Source organism: Vibrio mediterranei (assembly GCF_900088415.1).
Taxonomy (GTDB): Bacteria; Pseudomonadota; Gammaproteobacteria; order Enterobacterales; family Vibrionaceae; genus Vibrio; species Vibrio mediterranei.
The window spans coordinates 335,217-358,276 of the sequence record NZ_FLLQ01000001.1 but is presented as its reverse complement, the minus strand read 5'-3'; the positions used below and the strand labels follow the sequence as shown (position 1 = coordinate 358,276).

Below are 23,060 nucleotides of genomic sequence, written 5' to 3'. Positions count from 1 at the left end.
TTAGTAACGGAACCACTATGAGAAATTGTAGTTAAAGTTTGATGACAACTACCATGAAAAACAAAGGGGGTTATGGATAAATAATGGCGTAGAGCTGAACGTACTTTAATACTGGCTCTTGGTTGGCTGTCCGTTTTAAGGGATGAGTGAAGTTAATATAGTTAGGTGTCATCGCAAGTCGATTTCGAAGTGAACCACTAAGTGAACTATCTGCCTCAAGCAATTTAACTCCTTGGCGGACATAACTGTCGAGATCGTGTGGCAGTGTATTTTGCCACCAATGGATAATTCCTCTGCTTTGAGCACATCGATTGATCCAGTGGTCGGCGACAACTACCAAAATATCCTTAGATTGAATGGCGTAATGATTCTCTGCTTGCCATTGTTGAAGGTGAGTAAATAGGCGCTCTTTACTTGCAGAGTTGGCATTAATGAAATGATGAGTGATTATCCAAATAGTCCCCAAAGAAGAACTGACCCGATAATTACATGAGCTTGCTGAATCGTTTCTCGAATCTAACGGTGCTAGTGTTGCCTCATGTCCCAAGCTCATAAAGCTTGCGGAAACTCTTCTAGCGAATGCGAGTCCAAGGTGATGTTCGGTCATTCCACCATTATGAACCGCAGGGTAGTGCTGGTGGCAGAGCTTTTGGCAGTCTGCTTGAAAGTTGCGAATACTATGAACTACGATATCTTGCAACAATGAAAAATCCTTCTTCCTTGAAACGGAGTCTTTATTAGATTCGTTTTTCCCAAGTACCCCAACGCACGACACCTAACACGTCAATGTCATTATCACTAACTTGATGGATCGCATTCTTGGTTGTGTCATCGCCATACCAGACATGGATGATAGTACCCACTTTAACAAGCGTGAAAAAATCCGGATAGGGGTTACCTGGAAGTCTTGCTAACACGATGTCATCGTTAACCCAAGCCTTATTAGGATTTACAAGCGCGATACAATCCCATTTATAGGAGACTGACCCAGTAACTGGGTACATTACACCAAAACACTCTTTGTATTCAGGAGGAACAGGTATAGAGCCAACTGAAGGAGGCGTTTCGCCGCTTAATAATGCATTAACCTCTGTACGATTATACACCGCAACAGTGATCGCACTTTGGTTTGCTGCATGGGTAATATCTTCAGCATCTGTGTGTTTGTCGCCAACACCGAAGCAAAGCCAATGTGCTTGCACTTTAAAATAATCAGCGATTAATGAAAGATCTTCAATGGACGGATAAGTACGTGTTGGGCCTTTAGTGAGGTAACGTCCTATTGTGGCTTTACCTTTTCCGATCGCTTCTGCCAACTCGTTATTGGTAATATTTTTCTCTTTTAGCAGTGTAGAAATGCGTTCTTGATATCCGTCGGTCATGCTTCCTCCATAAAATTGTCTTTATCATAGTTTATGGGTTTCAAAAATGAAACTTATAAGGAAAATAATCAAAGATTATGAGACTTGCGTGGAAAATTGTGAAAGCGGGACTGGGATCCACTGCGGAATACTTGCCTTAACTCAAGCAGTGTTATAGTTAACCCTTTAATTGTAACAAATAATTAGGAATAACATGTTCGATAGCAAAAAAAGAGCAGAGCTCATTAGTGATTTACAAACCTATTTTAGTGATGAACTTGACCATGACTTAGGGCAGTTCGATGGTGAGTTTTTACTAGATTTCCTAATCAAAAAACTAGGTCCCGCCTTCTATAACAAGGGGTTAGATGATGCCAAACAGGTACTTGAACGGAAAATTATGGACATTAGTGATGAGTTATATGAGATAGAAATGCCAGAAGATAGCTAAGTGACTAATTGATAGATAAATATCTTGTTCGAAAAAACTGAAGAACATTATCAAAGAGTGATTATCGTTAAAGTGTCAATTTAGGTAAATACTGTATCTCAAAGGTTGTATGGTTGTTAAGATACTAAATGAGATGCAATATCAAATAACGGAATTGGTAATGACTGGAAACGAAGTAAAAAACTATAACCCTATTGCGAGAGCACTGCATTGGCTTTCTGCGATTGTGATTATAGGAATGTTTGCCGTTGGGTTATGGATGGTTGACTTAACCTACTACAGCGAGTGGTACAAAACAGCTCCTCATTGGCATAAGTCGATAGGTATTCTCTTAGCTGGTTTGACGGTTTTTCGTCTTCTTTGGAAAAGTGTCACTGCCACGCCAAAAATTGAAGGCCACGCTATTGAACAATTAGGTGCAAAAGTTGGCCACTTACTGATGTATCTAGCTCTGGTCGTTATATTCGTCAGTGGCTATTTAATCTCTACCTCAGATGGTAGGGGCATAGAAGTATTTGATTGGTTCACTGTACCTGGTGCAGGTGAGTTGTTTGCTAACCAATCTGACATAGCGGGCGAAGTTCACTTTTATGCTGCTTGGTTCGTTATTATTGCCGCCGCTGGACATGCACTAGCCGCGTTAAAACATCACTTTATTAACAAAGATAATACTCTTCGAAAAATGTTAGGAGTTTCGAAATGAAAAAGACACTAATCGCTACAGGAATGGCAGTGGCAATGATGTTGCCGCTAGGTGCAAATGCTGCAGACTATGTAATTGATACGAAGGGTGCACACGCCTCTATTAACTTTAAAGTGAGTCACCTTGGTTATAGTTTTATTAAAGGTAGATTCAACAACTTTTCAGGCGAGTTCAGCTATGATCCAGCAAACATTGACGCATCAGCAGTAGAAGTCGTTGTTGATACGACAAGCTTAGATTCAAACCATGCTGAGCGTGACAAGCACATCCGCAGTTCAGACTTCATCGATGCAAGCAAGTTCTCTGAAGCAACGTTTAAAAGTACTGGTGTAAAAGACAAGGGTGACGGCAAACTTGACGTGATGGGCGACCTAACACTTCACGGTGTAACACAACCAATCACGATTGAAGCAGAGTTTATCGGAGCAGGACAAGACCCTTGGGGTGGCGAGCGTGCAGGCTTTAATGGTACTACGCGTTTAGAATTGGCTGACTTCAAGATTCCAGTCATGGGCGATTCAAGCTATGTTGACATGGAACTTCACGTAGAAGGCGTGAAGAAATAACCATTTCTTATCAGCATACTAATTTGATTTTTCAAGCCCCTTTTTAAAGGGGCTTTTTTGTGAACCAAACTAAATCAAAAATACTGATAACTATCGTCAGATTTCCTTTTCTCTTAAGTTGCGAATCATTTATTAATATTTCGCTAACTGCTTTCTATAAATAACTAATTTTCTTCAACTACATTAGAAAAATCTTTGTATCTAACATTCGCCTCGTTCTCAGCAATGAGCACACCAGTTACCAACGGAACGGCTCGGTAATTGGCGAAATGATTGGTCTACGGTGAGTGGCTGATGTTTCGATAGGGCGAAGGGATAGTCGCCAAATAATAAATCCTATTTTCCTTATTGATACGAAGAAATTTAATTATGAAAAAGACACTTATAGCATTATCAGTAACAGCTTTACTATCAACTACGGCTTTTGCGGCAGTAGAAAATCACGGTATAGTTGGAGGTGGTAGTAAAGCAGAGATCGAAAGTGTAATGGCTGAGAACGGATACCAAGTGGTCGAGCGTAAAGGCGGTACATTTTTAATTAAAGATGGTAAGCATATTTCGACACTAGAAAACGGCCAATTCTATTTCGAATCGAAAGATGGAAGTGAGAAAACCAGATTACTACTAGATAAAAATGGTGATATTGAGGTTCGTACTGCAACACGTAGTAATGATGGAAAAACGAAAATAGATGTTGGAACAGTTGTAGTACAAGAAGATAATTGGAATCCAAATAATGGTGCCATTTCAGGTGGAGATAGCTTTAAAGAAATCAATGTTCACTCCAAAGAAGCACAGGCAATGGCTGAATCTCTAATCGCTCATAATAAACTTGAGCTAAAAGGTGATTCAATCGTTGGGATACAGAACGGGAAACCAGTCAAATTTGGAGAGAAACTGGAGGATGGCTCATATACTTTGACCGACCCGAGTACTGGAGAGTCAGTTCGAGTCGAAGTAGATGAAAATGGCAATGCGACCCACATAAATTTTAGTGATGGTCAAGGAGCCAACATAAATGCCAAAATTGTAGACAATGATATGAAACCTATGCCGAATCCGATTGACCCTACAGATCAAGATAGAGCTGATACTCGCAATGATATAGCCGACAACCAAAAAGCTATCGCCGATGGACGTGCTTGGGCTGCACAAGCAGAACAACGCTTCAACCAAGAAGTTAAGCGCCTAGACAGCAAAATCGATAAAGTAGAGGGGCGTGTATCTAACGGTGTCGCTATGGTAGGTGCAATGAGCCAAATGCAATTTGGTCAGGGTGGTTTTGGTATTGGTGCTGGTGCAGCGAACTTTAATGGTTCCAACGCAATTGCGATCGGTGCAGGATATAATTTTGGTCAAAAAGAAGAGTGGATTATTAAAGGTTCATTTGGTTACGCTGAAACGAATAAAGGCAATGCTGGTAAAATCAAAGATACCATGGTCGCAGGTGGCGTAACTTATACATTCAAATAATAATAACTAAGTCTTTACGAATAAGATTGCCCCGGTTTTTACACCGGGGCTTTTTTCGGCCAAACGACTTATTTCCTAGCCAAAAACTTTTGTGTCGAACTATGCAGTTTCAAGCTCACGTTCAACAATATTTAGGCGTTTACCATAGATTGGGCGAACTGCTTTCATAACTTCTGCTCTAGACAGCACTCCTACTAAGACACCATTTTCAAGAACCGGTAGTACATGTGGCTTACTGACCTTCATCGCTTTAGCACGTTCTTCTAGTGATAGAGTAGAGAAACTCGTAGCGATGCCCATAGAGCTCACCGGATATAGCTGCTCTTTGTCGATGCAAAGAAACTCAGCCACATCAACCAACTTTTCGGTAGCATTGATGGCGACGACATCACGGCTCATTAAGTCCACTACTTTCTGACCTTGCTCAGGAATGTAGTCTTGGCACCAAAGGTCGACCATTACGTCGTGGACAGAGAAGAAACCAACCAAACGTCCTTCAATATCGGTGACTGGTGCGCTTGTTAAGTTGTGGTCTAAAAGCGTATCAAGTGCAACAGCAGTAGGCATTTCAACACTAAGCGTTACCGGTTGAGTGTTCATGATGTCTTTTACGATGATGTTGTTGTTCATTTGCGTCTCCTTTACTGACGTTAGCGCAGTAGTTGTTGTGATTGCAGTGACATTTGCTGCTTTTAGTTGTGGTCTTCGGTAGATGCTCCAATTGGCAAGTCCTACCAAAACCGCGCCACCGATGATGTTACCTAGCGTGACTGGTATTAGGTTATTAGTGAGAAAGTGCATTGGGGTTAGATCGCTAAACTGTGCAGCGGTTGTACCCGTTGCCGCCCAAAACTCGCTGCCCGCAAAGTTCTGAATAACGATTCCAAGTGGCACCATAAACATGTTGGCTACGCAGTGTTCAAAACCGCTGCTAACGAACATAGCGACAGGTAAGACGGTCATTGCAGCTTTCGTCATAGCGTTCGCTGAACTAAAGGTTAGCCATATCGCCAAGCAAACAAGTAGGTTACAAAGCACACCTAATGCAAAAGCTTGTACCCACGTATGATGGAGCTTATGTTGAGCGATATTCAATGCGTTAAGGCCCCACTGACCGTTGTCCATTTGGTAAAGTCCGGCTGCTGACACAATCAACAGCAAGAACATTGCGCCGATAAAGTTGCCGACATAGACCTTTCCCCAAATTGACAGCATTTTTTTGAAACTGATTTGCTTATTTGCCCACGAGATGCTCGAGAGAACAGAGCTGGTGAATAACTCACCGCCGCAAATAACAATTAAAATCAGCCCCATACTGAATGCGAGTCCACCCGCTAATCGGCTTAGTCCCCATCCTGCATCTGCACTTCCAGTCGTAACTGTGATGTAGAAAAGGAATGCAAGCCCAATGAAGGCCCCGGCCATGATGGCCAGACTCATCGTCATCCCACTGGTTTTCTTCGCTTTACTTAAGGCAAACTTTTCAGCTTCTGCCATCATTTCAAGTGGCGAAAAGAGCAGATGATTGTCGGAGCTAGCTGATGCCATTAATGACTCCTTACTCTTGTCGTATTGGATGTTTCGCGCATTTCATAACTCCTTAATCAAAGTGCGAGAACAAGGCCCCTTGCCGTGTTCGAATCTAGATTAAGGGGTAGAGTACCTAGTGGTAAAATTGATAATTTTTAAAATCTAAATCAGAAATATTGATAACTTATCTGCACAAGGTAGAATAAGGGCTGTTGTCCATAACGTACTGTTTTTAAGTGAGAGATTGGCAGGTTAATAAGATTCTTGGTGGTGAAATAATAATCACAAAAATCCACCTGACGGGCAGCATAAGGGAAACTGATGATGTCCGGTCGACGCCTGAGAATTGATTGCGGCATTCAATTTAGATTTAGTAGTGGAAGGAAAGCAGATGCGATATTCATTAAAGCAGTTAGCAGTATTTGATGCAGTAGCCGATACAGGAAGTGTCAGTCAAGCTGCTGAAAAGCTGTCTTTAACCCAATCAGCCACTAGCATGTCGTTAGCGCAATTAGAGAAAATGCTTGGCCGCCCTTTATTTGAACGTCAGGGTAAGCAGATGGCGTTGTCCCATTGGGGAGTCTGGCTGCGTCCAAAAGCGAAACGCTTGTTACAAGACGCCCAGCAAATTGAGATGGGGTTTTACGAACAGCATCTATTGAGTGGCGAATTAAAGCTTGGTGCTAGTCAAACACCAGCAGAACACTTAGTCCCTGATCTTATTAGTGCAATCGACAACGACTTCCCAGAAATGAGAATTACGTTGGGAGTGCAGAGTACAGACTCAGTTATCGAAGGTGTTTTGGATTACAAATACGACCTTGGCATTATTGAAGGTCGTTGCGACGATAATCGAGTTCACCAAGAAGTTTGGTGTCGAGACCACTTGACTGTGGTGGCATCTGCCCATCACCCTTTTGCAAAAAGAGATAGAGTGAGTCTCGCTCAACTGGAGCAAGCGCGCTGGGTATTGCGCGAACATGGTTCCGGTACTCGTAAAATCTTTGATAGCTCCATTCACCATCTCATTGCAGACTTAGATGTCTGGCGCGAATACGAGCACGTACCCGTGCTTCGTAGCATGGTCGCAAATAGCCAGTACCTAACTTGCTTACCATATCTTGATGTAGAGCGCTTTATTGAAGCTGGTCAGTTGGTTGCGTTGAACGTTCCCGAACTAGAAATGGAACGCACACTGTCATTCATCTGGCGTGCTGATATGGCCGAAAACCCTTTAGCTGAATGTGCAAAGAGAGAGGGGCTACGAATGATGAAAGGTCGTCCTTCAGTTTTATAGTGATATGTATCACATAATTAATGTACGCAATGTAATGTAAATAATTTTAACGTGATCATAATCACGTCAATATTCAGTGTATTTGTTAATCTAGCATAATCAATCATTTTGCTAGGTTAACCCTTTATGAGTCCACTAATCGCTATTTCAATTACCACAGGTATTCTCTCTGGCATCTGGGGATGGACAGCGATGTCGTTAGGTTTGTTATCGTGGGCCGGGTTCCTAGGGTGTACAAGTTACTTTGCATCACCGAAAGATGGTGTAAAAGGTTTAGCACAAAGCTTACTAACCAATATGTCTGGTGTCGTTTGGGCTTTAGTGATCATTCATGGCTCTTCACTGGTCAACCTAGAGATCGTTGGCTATTTAATGACGGCTTTAGTTTCATTCTTTATGTGTTTTCAAGCAAAACGTGATTGGTTAGGTTACATTCCAGGTACGTTTATTGGTGCTTGCGCAACTTTTGCAGCCAATGGTGACTGGCAAATCGTTGTACCGTCTTTAGTGCTTGGTGGACTGTTTGGCTATTCAATGAAAGCCAGTGGACTTTGGTTACATCAACAGCTTTCCGTCAAAACGACTCAAGAGTTAGTAAAAGACTGAATTTCAAAGTTAAAGCCTGGTATCAAAACAATTGATATCAGGCTTTTCATTAAGTATTACCGTTCGCCATAGTCACAACTCGTTTCAAGATCCACCTTATCAATAGAGGGATGCTGTCTGGTCCTCTTTCTTCACATTCTGCGACAATCGCCAGTGCGAGGTCGGGTTTTGCAAACTTTTTGAGTACACGGGTGACCACCTTTTTTGGTGGTATTGGGTGGTCATGAGGAATTTTGATGAGATCCCTAAAGAAATCTTCAAAACCATGTGTATACAGATAGTGCTCAATATCTCTATCGGGTAATTCGGTTAAATGATGGCGCGGATGGTCGCCATGTAATTGATGGATAACAGTAGTTGCGTATTTCTTTCCGGCAGCATCACCGTCCGTAACAACATGCCAGTCAATACCAAATGCTTGAGCGACTTTGATCAAAGACTTAAGACCTGATTGTGCAAATTCAATGATTTGAACGCCTTCAGCGGATAGGTTATAGCCCGAAAGATTAGCGAGCTCATTGAACAGCCATACCTCAGTCTCGCCTTCAACCAGTAACCAACAACGTGCAAAAAGTGCGCGGGAACGATGAAATCGGATATGAAAACCAACCCGTCGCAAGTCATCTTTAGTTAGGTTGTTAGGAGAAATACTTGTCGTAACAGTCTTATCAGACTGTCTGACGAGTCGGCGGATAGATTCCAGTGGGACTGCGCCGAGTAAGTCACTACTGTTCGTTGTGAGGATCTTTTGCATAGGAAGCATTTGCAATAAGCTCCACGCGCGGGAGAGGTGAGTTGGGTGTAAACGACCTTCAGGATCTTCAATGATGAGTATTGGACGTGCGCAACGTCTGAGTTCAGTTGGACCTTTTGCCTGTAGATAAGCATTGAGCAACCCCAATAGCAGCAACCGCGTTTGATGGTTCTTCGTTTCATCGATCACTTGGGAGAGATTTTGCTCATTTGAAGGCCGCGAGAAGAATACCCCATCGCGATTGCCATTTTTGGAAAGTCCTCGTGAATGGCTTTTAAATGAAAAATAGTGCTCTACCAACACCTTCATCGAGTTGAGGCTACTTTTCATTTCTCCTTTATTCACATGGCCAGGTATCGCCATTAATCGACGCACTGTGTTATTAATTCGCTTTTCAGAGCGTGAGTTATGACCATTAGTAGCAATCTCATGGTGGTAGAATCTACGCGAGTCTCTAAGTCGTATGACAGGGTGAAGTGTCATCAACTCTTGCGCTAATTTCTCTGAGTGGTGTAACCGTAGCGGAGAACCATTTACATCAAGAAAGGCATAGTGCTGAGTGACATCATAGCCTTCTAATGTAGCGCTGATTCGATAATAGAAACGTTCTACTCCATTACTGTCTTGCTGCCAGATAGGTTTGAGCTTGCGATAACGGCCTGAGTGAGTTTCGTTTCTTTCAGTGGCTACAAAGGAGAGAATAATCTGTAGGTGCCTCGTTTGGGGATGTGAAGCGGCGTAATCGACGTGGAAATCTTTCATTTCGAACTGATACAGTTCGCCGTCAGCAGGAAGTACAACACACAAGGCATCAAGTAAAGAAGATTTACCCCATGTATTTTCACCAATCAACGTGGTTAGGTCATTGAGCGCGAGAGAGAGGCGCTTAATACCGCGAAAACCGGATATATCAATGCGTTCTAACTTCATCCAATTCTCCTTAAGTTGTAGTTAGTACGTAGAATCGAAAATACTAACTATCTCAATCAATTATAAGAGGGTTTTCGAGAATGAGCTGTAATCAAGCTCATATTAATTTCAAATATCCCTAGAGAATTTATGTGATGTATATCAAACACAGACCTGTATAATGTGCTCTGTATTTCAAGAACTTCATTGGAATGTCACATAAAGCGGTCTAACATCAGAGGGGAGATAACAGAGAAACGCTATGAAGAAAAACAATAAACCTCTCAAACTAACGATTGCTCATATCAATGATACTCACTCATACTTTGAACCAACGTCTCTTCCATTAACCATCGTCCATAACGAAACTGTATATCAACCATTTGTTAGCGCTGGCGGCTTTGCACGCATTGCAACTCGAGTCGAACAACTGAGAGCACAGGCGGATGATGAGGCATTCTTGCTGCTACATGCAGGTGATTGTTTTCAAGGGACGCTGTACTTCTCCTTATTTAAGGGCGAAGCAAACGCTGAATTACTCAATGAACTTAGACCAGATGCGATGGCACTGGGTAATCATGAACTTGATATGGGTAATGAACCTGTCGGGAAGTTCATTAGAGAAATAGAGTTTCCGTTATTGGCGGGTAACTGGAACCTCTCTAGAGAGGGGGACAAAGAGTTTCCGCTAAATGGGCATCCGAATCTATACCAATATGATGTGGAGCAAAAAACTGCACAATGGATAGTGAAGAGTGTTGGGAACGAACAAGTGGCCATCTTTGGTTTGTCTATCGACAAAATGGCTGACATCGCGAACCCGGACTGTGATACAAGCTTTGAGTCTTCGCTAGAGGTTGCGCGAGCGACTATCGCCGCCATTAAACAAAGTGGTATCAATAAAATCATTATCTTAAGCCATATGGGCTATGAGACCGACCTTGAAATAGCGGGCCAATTGGAAGGTGTTGGGCTTATTATCGGCGGACATAGCCATGTGTTACAGGGTGACTTTTCTCAGCTAGGATTGGCTTCCAAAGATCACTATGGCGTTAATGTGAATGGCACATATGTGGTTCAAGCGGGTTACCATGCGATGATGATGGGCCATTGTGAAATTGAGTTTGATAGTGATGGTTCAGTGGTGAGCTTTTACGGCAAAAACGAACTGTTAGTCGGACGCCGAGTGTTTATGGATGTAGACGGTGAGGTATCATCCATTCCTTATGAAGCGATTCGAGATAGAGTTCAATCGCATCCGAACGTCCAAGTTTGTCGCAAACATCCGTCAATCAAACAGATAATGAATGATAAGTACCGTCCTAGAGTAAAGGCATTACAAGAGCAAAAAGTGACGACTCTGAATCATACTCTTCGACACATTAGGCTTCCAGACGAACAGGGCGGTAGTGAGATAGCTCCTCTCGTCGCTGCGTCATTTTTACACACCATGAAAGCGCTTGGTCATCAGGTTGACTTTGCTATTCATAATGCCGGTGGCGTGCGCAATTCACTTAATCGCGGCGCTATTTCGGTTGCAGACATTGCCGGAAAATTATTGCCTTTTGCCGTGCCGATAGGCATCTACAAGATAAAAGGGAAGTACATTCCACGTATCATCGAAGGCGCAATCGACAACGCAATAGGTAATGGTGTTATAGGAACGGGTTCAGGCAGTTATCCATATACGTCGCAACTTGAGTTTCATTATGACAAAGACAAACCTAAAGGGGCTCGAGTTACAGATATTAAGATTGCTAACCAGTCCATCGAGTTGAACAAAATATATACTGGCAGTTCAAGCGCTTACACCATGAAAGGAAAAGAGGGCTACGATGCCATATTAAATATGGAAGGGACAGGTACCGTTACAAATTGGTCTATGGCTGATTGTTTTATAAAGCTTTTATCGGATAGACCGTATGTTGTGAATAGAGTAAACCGAGAAAACAAAGACTCGGTTCCAAAATAATGGAACGTAAATTGCTTTTATTGAACTGATCTTGACGGTTGCAGTCTATCGAAACAGATTGCGCCACATTCACTGGAGGAACCATGTGGAACAGAGATTGGATTGATACGCTTGTGGTACTGAGTTGGATAGGCGCATGGTCGCTACTAGTCTACTTTATACCAGGAGGGGCAATTTAGCCCACACTGCACTTTAGCCAGCTCAAACGAGCTGGCTTCTTTTTTTTTTTGATATTTTTTATCTTAGATGCTGATAAGAAAGGGGTTGGCCGAGAACTGCTTAATCTCGGCCGTTCCAGACGCGCAAGCAAAGGCGTTCCGTAAACAAAACTAAGAGCCAAGGCTTGCGTCGTCAAGAGAAATCGCACGTGATCCTCTATAATTATCAAAAAAAACTGGTTTAGTTTTACTATGTGCGGTCGACTTAACATTATCGATGATCCATTTAGCCAATTTGTATCACGTCAACTTGGCATTGCTTTTTATGCCGCTCCCAATCTAGACATTCGGCCGAGCGGAGGGCTTCAATGCATTGTTGCGTCTCCCGAACAAGAATTATTTCAGTGTCCACTTGGTTGGGGGCTCCGAACAAGCTGGAGTAGTAAGTTGATTATTAATGCTCAAGCTGAAACGGTATCTATTAAACCGACTTTTCAACAAGCTTTTGCTTTACATAGGGTCGTTGTACCATGCTTTGGTTGGTATGAATGGAGTCAAGGAACCTCGTCCACTGAAAACAAAACCAAGTATTTATTTTATGCAGCAGATAAGTCGCCTTTGTATATGGCAGCTATTGGTTATCCGGAGTCGACGCGGGTTATCACACTCACCACTGCACCGACACAGGAGTATCTACGCTATCATCACCGTATGCCAGCGCTGCTTGCGGCTGAATCGGTTTCAGATTGGCTTAATTGCAATGCTCTCGAAGCGGAGGCCTTGTTGAAAAGTGGATTAATACGTAATGCTTGGACTTGCCGGCCCGCATAAAAAGCTAAGTGAAAACAACATCACTTGTGATTCATCGAGAAGGAAGTAAAATCTTTCAGACTTTCAAATACAAAGGGTAAACTTGGTATGATGCTCATCGCTTATAAACTGGTGAAATTAGCGATTATTACTGCTGTGTTTTTGACAATTTTTGATCTGGTTGCTTACGGTGAAATAACGTGGTTCAGCCGTTGGTTTGGACTTTAAGCAAGAAACCATTACGTATAAAAAAAGCCTCATCTAGTGAGGCTTTTTTCGAATTCTGTTTGTACTAAGCGTTAGAGCTTACAACACGCTTTTCTTGTTGCATCTTGATTAGAAAGTAAACGTTGACGCAAGCTATAAAGCCGTTGGTGATAACAACTGGCATAGAATCAATAGCCAGCCCATAAGCTGTAAATAATGCACAGCCGATAAAGTTCAACACTCGTAGCTTTACGATATCCTTCATCGTTAATGAGATAGCCACCATAATTGATGCTGCATAACCCAATAACTCAACCATATTAATGTCCATAATGTGCTCCTCTAAATCTTGCCAGTGAGTCTGGTACCTATTCTTCTCATCATGAGATTTACGAGGAAGCTCCTTGCCTCGAACGGTGTTGCTAATTCGGGTGCACTATATCAGCCAGAGTTCTGTGATGGAAGCCTCACTTTTGTGTTCGGAGAGGGTTAGCGATTACGCAAACGTTTTTTTGGCTGACCTTAGTTACGAAGAACGGTTTTTGTTGAGTAAAATGTTAAAAAAAAAGCCCGCTTTAAAAGCGGGCTTATAAATCCGGTTAGGCGATTACTTCTTACCTTGAACCATTTGCTTGTCTTCTTCAGTCAGTTCGCGAATACGACGGCTGATATCACGACGAGCTTTTGAAATCTCGGCGCTCTTGATGATGTGGTCATCAACACGATCTTCGTAGTCTGCTTTCATATTTTTGATGATGGTGACGATTTCATCGTGAGTCATTTCAGGCTTGATATAGTCCATCAAGTTTTCTAGCAAGTCTACACGTTTACGGTTATCACGAACTTTTTTCTCGTTATCTAGAAGCTCGCGTTTTAGTTTGTTCTTACGACGTGCTTGTGCAACGATCTCGAATACGCTACTCATAAGTCCTTTCCTAAATTATTGTCAAAATCTAGCTTGATTAAAGCATAACAAAACTCGATATAACAGCCCTTAGATCAATACTGACGGTCTATTGCTCATAATGTCATCACTCAAGAAAGAAACAATTGAGTTAATAGCTCACTTAGCGCTATGATTTCCGAACCCAATGTTTGTCAATTTAAAGAAAACCATGTTACCTCACTCAAAAACACTTCCTGAATTCAAAAGTGACATAGTGATCAATCAAGAGGAACCTCAAGTTTCGCCGTCAAGGAAACTGAAGGGAGCTTATATCAATGAGCGTTCTCGACTGGAAGTGACGGAAGTTGAGCTCAACCGCAGTAAGGTTGTGATGGTCGACCAAGATGGCAATTTCATTAGGGTTCCGTTTCTTTCTGAACACTAGGTACGTATGCTTACTTCTGTAAGGTTTAAAGCGAATAAAAGGATATAACAATGAATATAGAACTTTCCTTGGTCGAGGCTCGTGTTATCGGATGCCTTATCGAAAAAGAAGTGACAACGCCCGATCACTATCCCCTTACGTTGAATAGTCTAACAACAGCATGTAATCAAAAAAGCAATCGTGACCCAGTGTTATCTTTGTCAGAAGCCGAAGTTCAAGATGCAGCTCAAGCATTGATTTCTCGCCGTTTAGTGAGCGATGAAAGTAGCTTTAATAGCCGTGTATCGAAATTTCAACACAGGTTCTGTAACACCGAATTTGGTGACCTAAAACTCAGTGCTCAGGAAAAAGGTATCGTATGTTGTTTGCTGTTGAGAGGCGCTCAAACTCCGGGTGAATTGCGTACTAGAACTAACCGTTTATGTGAGTTCACGGATGTTAAAGAGGTAGAAGCTGTTTTAGATGCAATGAGCAGTCGCGAAGGTGGGGCTCTTGTCGTTAAGCTCCCAAGAGAAGCCGGTAAACGCGAGTCGAGATATATGCACCTATTCAGTGGTGAAATCGATATTGAGGAGTTTGCGCAGCAATCTGCCGGGCCAGTTTCCGTCTCCACTCCGACGACCGAACGTATCGAAGCTCTAGAGCAAGAAGTTAAATCTTTAAAATCTGAGCTTAGTGAGCTAAAGGCGCTGGTCAATTCACTTATGTAATGCGAGAAAGGGTAGCAATTATCGCTACCCTTGTTTTTTAGCGTATTTAGAAATTAAGTTATGGAAGTTGAACACGAAGAGCCATCCTGGTTTGTTTACCTTATTAGAACGTCTCAATCGGCACTGTATTGCGGGATTACTAATGATTTGCAGCGGCGCTTTAAACAACACCAAGAGGGTAAGGGAGCAAAAGCGCTACGCGGTAAAGGACCTTTACAGCTTGTGTGGAGTCAATCCGAAATAAACAAAAGTGAAGCTCTAAAAACAGAAATAGCTATTAAGAAGCTCAAGAAAACGCAGAAAGAAGGTCTAGTAAAGCAGGCTGTCCGTTTCGAGCGAAAATAACAGTAGCAAGATGACTGGCTGAACACATCGATGTTGTATACACTTGTTCTATAACAGAATAATGATAAGCAACACATGAACAGAATCTATTCAACTTTGCTAGCTTCCATAATCATTCCATTCGCCACTCAGTCGGCAGCGAGTGAAATATTGCCGGGCTATTGGGATTACCAAGAATATCTCCGTGCCCATCCTGTTCAAGAACAGCTTACCAATGAACTTTCCGAGGTGGTTAGGCAACAGCCAACACCACTCTCTGTCGAGCAAAATAAACCTGTCACAATATCAGTAGTTTATCCCGGTCAACAGGTTTCTGATTATTGGGTAAGAAACATTAAAGCGTTCGAGACACGTATGGAAGAACTTGGTATCAACTATGAGCTAAACCAAGTTTTTACTCGACCCAATATAGATTTGCGACAGCAAAGTGTTTCGTTGATGGAAGCGGTGAAAAATAAATCCGGTTATTTGATTTTTACACTAGATACGACACGTCATCGTAAGTTTATTGAGCACGTTATTCATTCTACTGATACAAAACTCATCCTGCAGAATATCACTACACCAGTGAGAGCATGGGATGAAACCCCTCCATTTCTTTATGTTGGCTTTGACCATGTGATCGGCAGTCATCTACTCTCGGGTTACTTTAAACAGCGATTTCAGAATAGCCACTCTTATTCTGTTTTGTATTTTTCAGAAGGTTACGTTAGCGATGCACGCGGTGGTACGTTTATCCAAGACATGGAAGAGTCAGGGGACTATCAACTCGCTTCGTCCTATTACACTAAAGCGAATAAAGAGAGTGGCTACAAGGCGGCATTAAGTAGTTTGCAACAGAACCCAGATATTAGCTTTATTTACGCCTGCTCAACGGATGTAGCTTTAGGTGCTGTTGATGCCCTAGAGCAACTTAAACGAAATGATATCGTTATTAATGGCTGGGGAGGGGGATCTGCCGAACTGGATGCAATCGCTAATAATAAACTTGATGTAACCGTTATGAGAATGAATGACGATACCGGTGTTGCCATGGCGGAAGCCATTAAGTGGGATCTTGAAGGAAAACCAGTACCAACGGTTTATTCCGGTGATTTTGAACTGGTTACCAGTGAAGATTCGCAATCAAGGATCGATGAATTAAAAAAGAAAGCATTTAGATATTCTGATAAAAGCTGATGCCACTAACGAACTTCAATAAACATAAAACACTCGCCACTCTTATTACCCGTACTGTTGTATGGGTAGTGACGATCTTTACTGTTGGCGTGTTGATTCAAAGTTGGCATTTAAGCCGGGATATTGTGCAAGAAGAAGTCCAACGAACCTCTCGCCAAACGAGTAGCTTAATACATAACTTCTTCGAGTATCGCCTCGCTTCGTTACAAATTTTGCAAGACAGCAATGCTAAAAGTGATACGGTTGAGAGCTTTTTTAACAATCACGATTCTCGCTCGCTAGACTATTTTTTTCTGCGGGAAGACAATCTTGAACCAATCCATTCACCAGACTTTCGTTTTATCAGTCATTTAAGTGATGTAATTTGGGATGACGGTAACGCGCTTTTCTATGGTTTAGAGTCCTCAAGTCTAACTGAGTTGTTTCATAAAGTGGACATTCACAGCAATTGGAACGCATTGGTCACTGATTCCCAGTTAGGACTTAAGCATACTTTGATTCGACGTACGCCAATCATCCAGAGTGAGTCTGGGGAAGTCCTTGGGTTCCTATTTGTTGGGGTTGTTCTTGATGACAATGCCGGTTTGTTAGCGAGCTTGTTACGTGGCAGCAATAGCGATGATGTTATTCTGCGTTTTGGTAATAAATTTATTGCGTCGACTATTTCACCTGATGACAATTATACGCTTAAATCAATTTCTGATTTGATTTATAGCGGAGAAACAGATTTAAACCGATTATTGATCACTGAAACAAACTTAACGGTAGGGACGAAACAAGACGTCTTGAGTATCTTTTCAGTACAACGAAACCCTAGTGTTCTGGCACTGCGTAATAGCTATTTGTTCTGGATTTTTCTTTCACTTATCGTCATAACCACCATATCTTTTTTAACCAGGCGTTGGCTAAATAGAAAGGTGACTCAAGAGTTGTCTGAGCTGATGGTTTACACCAAGGTTGCTGTAAACAAAGAGCGTGTTCAGAGGTTCGCTGGTTCAAGTATCCATGAGTTCAATCATATTGGTAATACACTAAGCAACACATTTGAACGCTTGTCAGAACAGGAAAAACTGTTCCAAGATCTATTCAATTTTTCTTTATCTCCAATTATTGTTTGGACTGAGAAAGCTACGATTCTACAAATTAACCCAGCAGCAAAAAAATCACTAGAGCTGTTTGAAGAATTGAATCAGTCAAATAGCGAGAGCTTTGTTTCATTTGTAAACGAGATGACCCCACTTGTCATGAAGGCGAGTATGGGGGCAACATTAACAGGTATTGATGTCCCTATCGGAGAAAAAGTATATCGATGGAGTCTATCAGCGATTCAGACTAGAGATGACAGTACACTGGTACTTTCACAAGGACAAGACATTACCAAATTGGTAGAGGCGGAAAAACAAAGTATCAAAGCCCGTAAAGAGGCTGAGTGGTCTGCTAAGGCCAGAACTGACTTTTTGGCGAAAATGAGTCACGAAATTCGTACACCATTGAATGGAATCTTAGGTATTTCGCAGCTCCTTAAGCAAGGGGGTGATGATGGACAATATCAAGAGCAGATTGAAGTGCTTTGTAACAGTGGCGAACACCTACTGGCAGTACTGAACGATATTTTAGATTTCTCTAAAATTGAAAATGGTAGTTTTAAACTTGAAAAGCATAACTTCAAGTTCAAAGAAGTGATTACTGCGATTGAGGGGATTTATAAGCCGCTTTGCGATCATAAGAATATTGAGCTCGTTATCCAAAATAGTTTGAGTGCAAATACAGCGTTAAACACAGACCAAGTCCGATTGAATCAGATTTTGTTTAATCTGGTTAGTAACGCGATCAAGTTTACCCACAAAGGTTTCGTCAAGGTGAGCTTTGCGCTTAAAACAGCCGAATCGAGCAAAACAAATTGGTTAACCATCCATGTTGAAGACACTGGTATTGGTATCCTAAGCGATCAAATTCAGCAGATCTTTGACCCATTTGTTCAATCGGAAGCAACGTTGACACGTGAGTATGGCGGTAGTGGTCTTGGGTTAGCGATTGTTAAAAACCTAGTAACTATTTTTGATGGCCAAATCAATGTCAGTAGTGAGGTAGGTCGCGGGACTAGATTCGAAGTTAGGCTACCGGTAGAAACGGCAATAGGACAAGCAGAGCAAAGTGTTGAAGAAACCGTTATCGATTTTAGTTTGTTTTCTGAAATAGTGAACGTGTTACTGGTAGAAGATAATCATACCAATGCCTTTATTGCCAAAGCCTTCTGTGAAAAGTACGGCATGAATGTGATTTGGGCTAAAGATGGACAGGAAGCGCTAGAGATTCTAAATACGATGTCATTTGAGTTGATCTTAATGGACAACCAGTTGCCTTCTGTATCAGGTATTGAAGTGACTAAGCGAATTCGAAATACGATAAATCAAAAAGTACCTATCTTTGCTTGTACCGCGGATAACTTAGATTCAACCCGACAAGCCTTCTTCGCTGCTGGGGCAGATTTTGTCATTGTGAAACCGATCAAAGAGAAATCGCTGTACGAAGCACTCCGACATTTCAAGAAATATCACTATCAGCTAGGGCCACAACAGGCTGCAGAGAAGTAACAAAAAGGGAAGCGAAATTCGCTTCCCTGCTTTTAATCGTTTGATTGAACTAACGAGCTAGCTTGTGATGAGCATTTGAGAAGTGGCCAGCACAAAATGCGCCAACAATTGAAAGCTCACCCGCCAAACAAAGGCTCGCTGCTACTTCTGCCAAGGCTTGGGAGTTACCGGTTCCATGTAAACCTAGCAAGTCTAAGCAGGCTTTTTGACTCGGTAAGCTTGTGCCGCCTCCAACAGTACCTACCATTAAGTTTGGGAGGGTGACGCTTGCATACAACTCACCTGCATCAGTGACCTCCATGCGCGTCATACCAATAGCCGATTCTGCAACGCAAGCAGCATCTTGCCCACAAGCGATATAGAGTGCTGCTAACGCATTAGCATAATGTGCGTTGATACCTATCGTACCACTGAGCGCTCCGCCAACTGTGGTCATCTGACCAAACTGAGCCATTTTCTTTGGGGTGGTGTGAAGGTATTTCTCGACTAACCTTGCTGGAATTAGAACTTCAGCAGTGACTTTCTTGCCTCTAACGCTACGTAAAGTTTGAGAGTTAGCTTTTTTATCACCGGATAAGTTACCGTCGAGAAACGCATATTCAGGCTTGATAGGGGTATGCGTCAGGATGTAATCAAATACAACGTTGGTTGCTATGGTCACCATATTCTGACCTGAAGCGTCTCCTGTCAAATACTCAAATACCAGATAAACATGATTACCTTCGATATTGACGTTGATATCGCTTAACTTTCCGTGTGATGTTGTAGATTCAGCCAATTGTTTAAAGTGGTCAAACTGTGTTACTAACCAAGCCACAAACTTTCCGGCTTCAATTAACGACTTGAAGGCGAAACCAGGGGTGCGCGTTACGCCTTCATTAAGCAACATAGCGCTAGCACCGCCGCAAGCAGTAATAAGATTGGCACCTCGGTTGTAAGAAGCGACGAGAGCGGCTTCTGTTGTTGCTAATGGGATTTGGTAGTCGCCCTGTGCAAATAACCCATTGACCCGTAGAGGCCCCGCTGTACCAATAGGCATTTTTAGAGTGCCTATGAAAAACTCGATATTTTTAGCATAGCTATCCATTTGGGATTCGGTATGGACGTCGAGTAATTGTGATTTAGCTTCTGAGTTATCAAGAATTCCCCAACGGTAATCAACATTACGAGCAGTTAGATAAGGGCTGCGATTCACTTTTCGAGAAGGTGTATGTTGCTTAGGCGATAACTTGGCATCGAACTCAGTCAAAGTGAGGTCTTTATCAATACTAGTGAGGTAATCACGTTTGTGAAGGTTAACTTTTGGCATGCGGATCTTAGTAAAACAGTTTGGAAGGGAATTCTACCCACCTAACACTCAGATACAAGGAGTTCCAGTGCGGTTATGTGACATCTTATTACTTTGCCACGTGAATCCAATGGGTTACTGAGAGAAAATGCAATACTTTGAAACAATACAACGATTGGTATTTACTGGAATAGTTGCGTTAGAGCGCTCATTTCTTCTTCACTAAGTAGGCTTGCAGCACTCGGGGAAAGCTGGTTGGATATCTCACCTTGTAGCGCTTTCAATTGCTGGGGAGAGAGCAATTTTAGTTGTTCTCTTAGCTGTTCAAACTGTTGCGTCGACATTTTATGACCTTTATTTAAATTGTTGAGTAAAGCAGTCTGAGTTCCGTTCATCTTCACATCGTAATATGGCGTTGATGTTTAATCTATCGTTGAACTGATGAGAATTTGTCCGAGTATTGTAAGGAACAGTTAATTGAACTGTTAGAATAGTCAGGTTGCTTTCGCTTACAATTATTTGAAGCAACCTGAATGGTGGGGAGCGGTGAGACCTAAACTTGTTTGAAACTCTCACTGTGTGGTTGGGTTAGAGTGTCAGTTAACGCATGAAATTCGGGCAACATTCGATAGATTAAGTGCAATTGTTGCAACACCATGCGAGCCGAACGATCATCTTCATCGCGCCACTCTATTAACCTGCGGTGTATATCAAACTGATCAACAGTAGTAACGTTATTTTCATCCCCCGTTCCTTCAAGTTGATTTTCCAATAACTCAATATGATGGTTTATGGTTCTATGTGCCTCTAGTACGAGAAGGTGAATTGATTCATCCTCTAGTCGTTGCCTATGAGCCCCCAAAGCAGACACATAACTGAGAAGCGCATGACTTAATGTTAGGAATCTGAAGCTCCTATCGGTATCCACTTGATAACGCCCTGGCTCCGCCAACATATTTGAAATCGCGGTAGAAAGATTAGCATCGGCATTATGAGCATCGCGCCTTGCGATGCGATAATTCAAATCGTCTTTTTTACCCAGGCGATATTGGCCGATGATCTGCATTAGATACTTTCGATTTGTCCTCAGCGAATTCGCCATGATCTTATGCATGCGTTTCGACTCCCAATCCGGGAGAATAAAGTAGACGGCACTTACTGCTAGAGCACAGCCGATAAGTGTGTCCATCAGCCGTGGCAATACTACGGCATAACCTTCACCAAGCTGGTGAAAACACAGCAGTACAAGTACGGTGATAAAGCCAGTAGCGTATCCGTAATTGTTGATTCTAAATGCAAAGAACATGACACCAGAAAGAACAATCAGGAATAATTGGCTCTCTGGAGAAGGGAAAAGAGTAAGTAAAGGGACGCCAACAAATAACCCCACAAGGGTACCTGCAATTCGCGCGGAGAGCTTTTGACGTGTTGCGCTGTAGTTTGGTTGGCATACAAATAGTGTCGTTAGTAAGATCCAATACCCTCGATCGAGATCGAAACCCTGAATGATGCCGTAGCCAATGGTCAACGCTATTGATAGGCGAACGGCATGTCGAAAAAGAATCGACTCCTTCGACATACTTGCTTTGATTCGATTCCACATCGCTGTGAACGTGTGTGGGTTGGTGTCGTCCAGTATTCCGTCTTCCAAAAAGTTACTATCTGGATTGCTGACGTTACTAAGCAGCTTTTCTACAGTTGCCAAGTTATTAAACAGATAGTTGAGCTGAACTAACAAAGGTGACCATTCGGGGTTGTTTTGTTGTTCTAGATACTCAATTGAATCTTGTAATTCGACTAACGCTTTAATGGAGTCATTGCTGTGAGAGTACTTTTTCCCCAGCTTAAGTGCAAAGGCGATCTCTTTACAGGCTTTTGCCTGCATTTCTAAGACATGCTTAAAACGAAACAGGACATCAGAATGCGAAAATTGTGTTGCTAGTTCTTGATAACGATAGTGACTTGAACTTACGCGCTCATGAATGTCTTGCGCGATAAAGTAAACCTGCAAAAAGCGATCACTTGGCCCATCGACGTGACCACGTCGAGAGCGGTTTAATAACGTTGACTTGCAAGCGTTGAGCGCAAAGACGGTACATGCATTAAGGCTGGCTTCTTTTAAGCGATGCGGCTGCGGAATAAGGTTTAAAGTAGGGTGGAATAAGTTTCTTTTGGCATCTAGGTATAAACTCAACTCGTTGAACACGTTAGAGAGACTTTGTTGAACAGGCTGCATTGGCCAGAAACTATTCCAGATAATAGAGACTAAGTAGTACCAACTCGCACCACCTAGTAGTAACAACGGCTGGAACCAGATGTTCGTACTTTCATGAGCTCCGAGCATGGTGTAGATGGCGATTAACAATGAGCCGAATGCGATACTAGAATAGCGAGGACCGATGGCACCGAGAATAATGAACAGGAACGTTGAACAAAAAAGTCCAATCGCAAACAACCAAGGTATGTTAAATAGAATCTCAATAGAAAATGCGGCAATTGCAAAGCAAATGAGGGTAAGGGTGATGGCTTTAATGCGCCCGAAGAAATTGTCGTCAGTTTCGGCTAGCGCAGCGGCGATGACGCCGAGAATTAATGGTGTAACCCATGTGTGTTGCTCGAAGTACCAAGCTGGAATCACAACGCCTAATAGCGCTATGAGCATTAACACACTGTAGTTAAAGGTTTTATTGGCCCATTGAAGGCGAAGTTGACCAAGAATGCTCACAATAGAATGCTGTATCTGATAAAACCGTTATTCTAGCAGAAACTACTGTGTCTTATAAATGACTGTTTTCTAGGAAGAACGAGCGACATTC

22 protein-coding genes are annotated in these 23,060 nt (G+C 42.3%); 13 read left to right on the top strand and 9 right to left on the bottom strand.

All coding sequences use genetic code 11. The annotated features are described in order from the left end of the window. Nucleotides 1-70: 70 nt before the first annotated feature. Together VME0621_RS01585 and VME0621_RS01580 are read right to left on the bottom strand one after the other, a co-directional pair. A complete protein-coding gene (locus VME0621_RS01585) occupies nucleotides 71-703 on the bottom strand; it encodes a hypothetical protein (RefSeq protein WP_062458842.1) in 633 nt (210 codons plus the stop codon). Between the two features lie 34 nt (nucleotides 704-737). Next, nucleotides 738-1,382: a helix-turn-helix domain-containing protein gene (locus VME0621_RS01580; protein WP_062458834.1), complete on the bottom strand. Its 645-nt coding sequence runs from the start codon at nucleotides 1,380-1,382 to the stop codon at nucleotides 738-740. Nucleotides 1,383-1,575: 193 nt separating this feature from the next. On the opposite strand from VME0621_RS01580, the gene VME0621_RS01575 reads away from it, so the two are divergent. The 4 genes from VME0621_RS01575 (at nucleotide 1,576) to VME0621_RS01560 (ending at nucleotide 4,554) form a co-directional block, all read left to right on the top strand. After that, nucleotides 1,576-1,812: a DUF2164 domain-containing protein gene (locus VME0621_RS01575; RefSeq protein WP_062458831.1), complete on the top strand. Its 237-nt coding sequence runs from the start codon at nucleotides 1,576-1,578 to the stop codon at nucleotides 1,810-1,812. A gap of 160 nt (nucleotides 1,813-1,972) precedes the next feature. Next, complete coding sequence (locus VME0621_RS01570; RefSeq protein ID WP_062458828.1) at nucleotides 1,973-2,515, top strand: cytochrome b; 543 nt, start codon at nucleotides 1,973-1,975, stop codon at nucleotides 2,513-2,515. Continuing rightward, nucleotides 2,512-3,081, top strand: a complete 570-nt coding sequence (locus VME0621_RS01565) for a YceI family protein (RefSeq protein WP_006072812.1) — start codon at nucleotides 2,512-2,514, stop codon at nucleotides 3,079-3,081. Before VME0621_RS01570 ends, VME0621_RS01565 begins: the two co-directional genes overlap by 4 nt. A gap of 369 nt (nucleotides 3,082-3,450) precedes the next feature. Continuing rightward, nucleotides 3,451-4,554, top strand: coding sequence for a YadA-like family protein (locus tag VME0621_RS01560; protein WP_062458825.1), 1,104 nt, complete (start codon nucleotides 3,451-3,453; stop codon nucleotides 4,552-4,554). A 99-nt stretch (nucleotides 4,555-4,653) separates the two neighbouring features. Here VME0621_RS01560 and focA read toward each other — a convergent pair whose 3' ends face one another. Next, nucleotides 4,654-6,102, bottom strand: a complete 1,449-nt coding sequence (focA, locus tag VME0621_RS01555) for a formate transporter FocA (RefSeq protein ID WP_062458824.1) — start codon at nucleotides 6,100-6,102, stop codon at nucleotides 4,654-4,656. A 373-nt stretch (nucleotides 6,103-6,475) separates the two neighbouring features. On the opposite strand from focA, the gene VME0621_RS01550 reads away from it, so the two are divergent. Together VME0621_RS01550 and VME0621_RS01545 are read left to right on the top strand one after the other, a co-directional pair. Continuing rightward, the gene (locus VME0621_RS01550; RefSeq protein WP_006072809.1) at nucleotides 6,476-7,381 is read left to right on the top strand and encodes a LysR substrate-binding domain-containing protein; all 906 of its coding nucleotides are present in this window, start codon (nucleotides 6,476-6,478) and stop codon (nucleotides 7,379-7,381) included. A 126-nt stretch (nucleotides 7,382-7,507) separates the two neighbouring features. Then, entirely contained in the window at nucleotides 7,508-7,987 is a 480-nt protein-coding gene (locus VME0621_RS01545; protein WP_006072808.1) for a DUF1097 domain-containing protein, read from the top strand. A gap of 49 nt (nucleotides 7,988-8,036) precedes the next feature. Here VME0621_RS01545 and VME0621_RS01540 read toward each other — a convergent pair whose 3' ends face one another. Continuing rightward, nucleotides 8,037-9,671: an ATP-dependent endonuclease gene (locus VME0621_RS01540; RefSeq protein ID WP_006072807.1), complete on the bottom strand. Its 1,635-nt coding sequence runs from the start codon at nucleotides 9,669-9,671 to the stop codon at nucleotides 8,037-8,039. A 241-nt stretch (nucleotides 9,672-9,912) separates the two neighbouring features. On the opposite strand from VME0621_RS01540, the gene VME0621_RS01535 reads away from it, so the two are divergent. Next, nucleotides 9,913-11,622, top strand: a complete 1,710-nt coding sequence (locus VME0621_RS01535; RefSeq protein WP_062458821.1) for a bifunctional metallophosphatase/5'-nucleotidase — start codon at nucleotides 9,913-9,915, stop codon at nucleotides 11,620-11,622. Nucleotides 11,623-12,032: 410 nt separating this feature from the next. Next, nucleotides 12,033-12,611, top strand: a complete 579-nt coding sequence (locus VME0621_RS01530; RefSeq protein ID WP_062458818.1) for an SOS response-associated peptidase — start codon at nucleotides 12,033-12,035, stop codon at nucleotides 12,609-12,611. A gap of 271 nt (nucleotides 12,612-12,882) precedes the next feature. Here VME0621_RS01530 and VME0621_RS01525 read toward each other — a convergent pair whose 3' ends face one another. Further along, nucleotides 12,883-13,128, bottom strand: a complete 246-nt coding sequence (locus tag VME0621_RS01525; protein WP_006072803.1) for a YgjV family protein — start codon at nucleotides 13,126-13,128, stop codon at nucleotides 12,883-12,885. A gap of 276 nt (nucleotides 13,129-13,404) precedes the next feature. Continuing rightward, nucleotides 13,405-13,722 (bottom strand): DUF496 family protein, encoded by a 318-nt coding sequence (locus VME0621_RS01520; RefSeq protein ID WP_006072802.1) that lies wholly within the window; start codon nucleotides 13,720-13,722, stop codon nucleotides 13,405-13,407. Nucleotides 13,723-13,888: 166 nt separating this feature from the next. On the opposite strand from VME0621_RS01520, the gene VME0621_RS01515 reads away from it, so the two are divergent. The 5 genes from VME0621_RS01515 (at nucleotide 13,889) to luxQ (ending at nucleotide 18,956) form a co-directional block, all read left to right on the top strand. Next, the gene (locus VME0621_RS01515) at nucleotides 13,889-14,128 is read left to right on the top strand and encodes a hypothetical protein (protein WP_081875790.1); all 240 of its coding nucleotides are present in this window, start codon (nucleotides 13,889-13,891) and stop codon (nucleotides 14,126-14,128) included. A gap of 50 nt (nucleotides 14,129-14,178) precedes the next feature. Next, nucleotides 14,179-14,838, top strand: coding sequence for a YceH family protein (locus VME0621_RS01510; protein WP_062458816.1), 660 nt, complete (start codon nucleotides 14,179-14,181; stop codon nucleotides 14,836-14,838). 60 nt (nucleotides 14,839-14,898) lie between these two features. Further along, nucleotides 14,899-15,183: a GIY-YIG nuclease family protein gene (locus tag VME0621_RS01505; RefSeq protein ID WP_062458813.1), complete on the top strand. Its 285-nt coding sequence runs from the start codon at nucleotides 14,899-14,901 to the stop codon at nucleotides 15,181-15,183. Nucleotides 15,184-15,258: 75 nt separating this feature from the next. Continuing rightward, a complete protein-coding gene (locus VME0621_RS01500; RefSeq protein ID WP_038226789.1) occupies nucleotides 15,259-16,362 on the top strand; it encodes an autoinducer 2-binding periplasmic protein LuxP in 1,104 nt (367 codons plus the stop codon). Beyond that, nucleotides 16,362-18,956, top strand: a complete 2,595-nt coding sequence (gene luxQ / locus VME0621_RS01495) for a quorum-sensing autoinducer 2 sensor kinase/phosphatase LuxQ (protein ID WP_062458810.1) — start codon at nucleotides 16,362-16,364, stop codon at nucleotides 18,954-18,956. The genes VME0621_RS01500 and luxQ overlap by 1 nt, the downstream gene beginning before the upstream one ends. A 49-nt stretch (nucleotides 18,957-19,005) precedes the next feature. On the opposite strand, the gene VME0621_RS01490 is transcribed toward luxQ, so the two are convergent. The 3 genes from VME0621_RS01490 to yccS form a co-directional block, all read right to left on the bottom strand. Beyond that, nucleotides 19,006-20,265, bottom strand: a complete 1,260-nt coding sequence (locus tag VME0621_RS01490) for a hydroxymethylglutaryl-CoA reductase (RefSeq protein WP_062458807.1) — start codon at nucleotides 20,263-20,265, stop codon at nucleotides 19,006-19,008. 161 nt (nucleotides 20,266-20,426) lie between these two features. Continuing rightward, nucleotides 20,427-20,588: a hypothetical protein gene (locus VME0621_RS26755; protein WP_088879041.1), complete on the bottom strand. Its 162-nt coding sequence runs from the start codon at nucleotides 20,586-20,588 to the stop codon at nucleotides 20,427-20,429. 209 nt (nucleotides 20,589-20,797) lie between these two features. Continuing rightward, nucleotides 20,798-22,969: a YccS family putative transporter gene (yccS, locus tag VME0621_RS01480; RefSeq protein WP_062458803.1), complete on the bottom strand. Its 2,172-nt coding sequence runs from the start codon at nucleotides 22,967-22,969 to the stop codon at nucleotides 20,798-20,800. Nucleotides 22,970-23,060 lie beyond the last annotated feature (91 nt).

Bases quoted from the DNA above. Each gene is read 5' to 3' on its own strand.
- VME0621_RS01550 (WP_006072809.1), top strand. From the start codon at position 6,476: ATGCGATATTCATTAAAGCAGTTAGCAGTATTTGATGCAGTAGCCGAT.
- VME0621_RS01530 (WP_062458818.1), top strand. From the start codon at position 12,033: ATGTGCGGTCGACTTAACATTATCGATGATCCATTTAGCCAATTTGTA.
- VME0621_RS01520 (WP_006072802.1), bottom strand. From the start codon at position 13,722: ATGAGTAGCGTATTCGAGATCGTTGCACAAGCACGTCGTAAGAACAAA.
- luxQ (WP_062458810.1), top strand. From the start codon at position 16,362: ATGCCACTAACGAACTTCAATAAACATAAAACACTCGCCACTCTTATT.
- VME0621_RS01505 (WP_062458813.1), top strand. From the start codon at position 14,899: ATGGAAGTTGAACACGAAGAGCCATCCTGGTTTGTTTACCTTATTAGA.
- VME0621_RS01510 (WP_062458816.1), top strand. From the start codon at position 14,179: ATGAATATAGAACTTTCCTTGGTCGAGGCTCGTGTTATCGGATGCCTT.
- VME0621_RS01565 (WP_006072812.1), top strand. From the start codon at position 2,512: ATGAAAAAGACACTAATCGCTACAGGAATGGCAGTGGCAATGATGTTG.
- focA (WP_062458824.1), bottom strand. From the start codon at position 6,102: ATGGCATCAGCTAGCTCCGACAATCATCTGCTCTTTTCGCCACTTGAA.
- VME0621_RS01515 (WP_081875790.1), top strand. From the start codon at position 13,889: ATGTTTGTCAATTTAAAGAAAACCATGTTACCTCACTCAAAAACACTT.
- VME0621_RS01560 (WP_062458825.1), top strand. From the start codon at position 3,451: ATGAAAAAGACACTTATAGCATTATCAGTAACAGCTTTACTATCAACT.
- VME0621_RS01500 (WP_038226789.1), top strand. From the start codon at position 15,259: ATGAACAGAATCTATTCAACTTTGCTAGCTTCCATAATCATTCCATTC.
- VME0621_RS01570 (WP_062458828.1), top strand. From the start codon at position 1,973: ATGACTGGAAACGAAGTAAAAAACTATAACCCTATTGCGAGAGCACTG.
- VME0621_RS01535 (WP_062458821.1), top strand. From the start codon at position 9,913: ATGAAGAAAAACAATAAACCTCTCAAACTAACGATTGCTCATATCAAT.
- VME0621_RS01545 (WP_006072808.1), top strand. From the start codon at position 7,508: ATGAGTCCACTAATCGCTATTTCAATTACCACAGGTATTCTCTCTGGC.
- VME0621_RS01580 (WP_062458834.1), bottom strand. From the start codon at position 1,382: ATGACCGACGGATATCAAGAACGCATTTCTACACTGCTAAAAGAGAAA.
- VME0621_RS01540 (WP_006072807.1), bottom strand. From the start codon at position 9,671: ATGAAGTTAGAACGCATTGATATATCCGGTTTTCGCGGTATTAAGCGC.
- VME0621_RS01525 (WP_006072803.1), bottom strand. From the start codon at position 13,128: ATGGACATTAATATGGTTGAGTTATTGGGTTATGCAGCATCAATTATG.
- VME0621_RS01490 (WP_062458807.1), bottom strand. From the start codon at position 20,265: ATGCCAAAAGTTAACCTTCACAAACGTGATTACCTCACTAGTATTGAT.
- VME0621_RS26755 (WP_088879041.1), bottom strand. From the start codon at position 20,588: ATGTCGACGCAACAGTTTGAACAGCTAAGAGAACAACTAAAATTGCTC.
- VME0621_RS01575 (WP_062458831.1), top strand. From the start codon at position 1,576: ATGTTCGATAGCAAAAAAAGAGCAGAGCTCATTAGTGATTTACAAACC.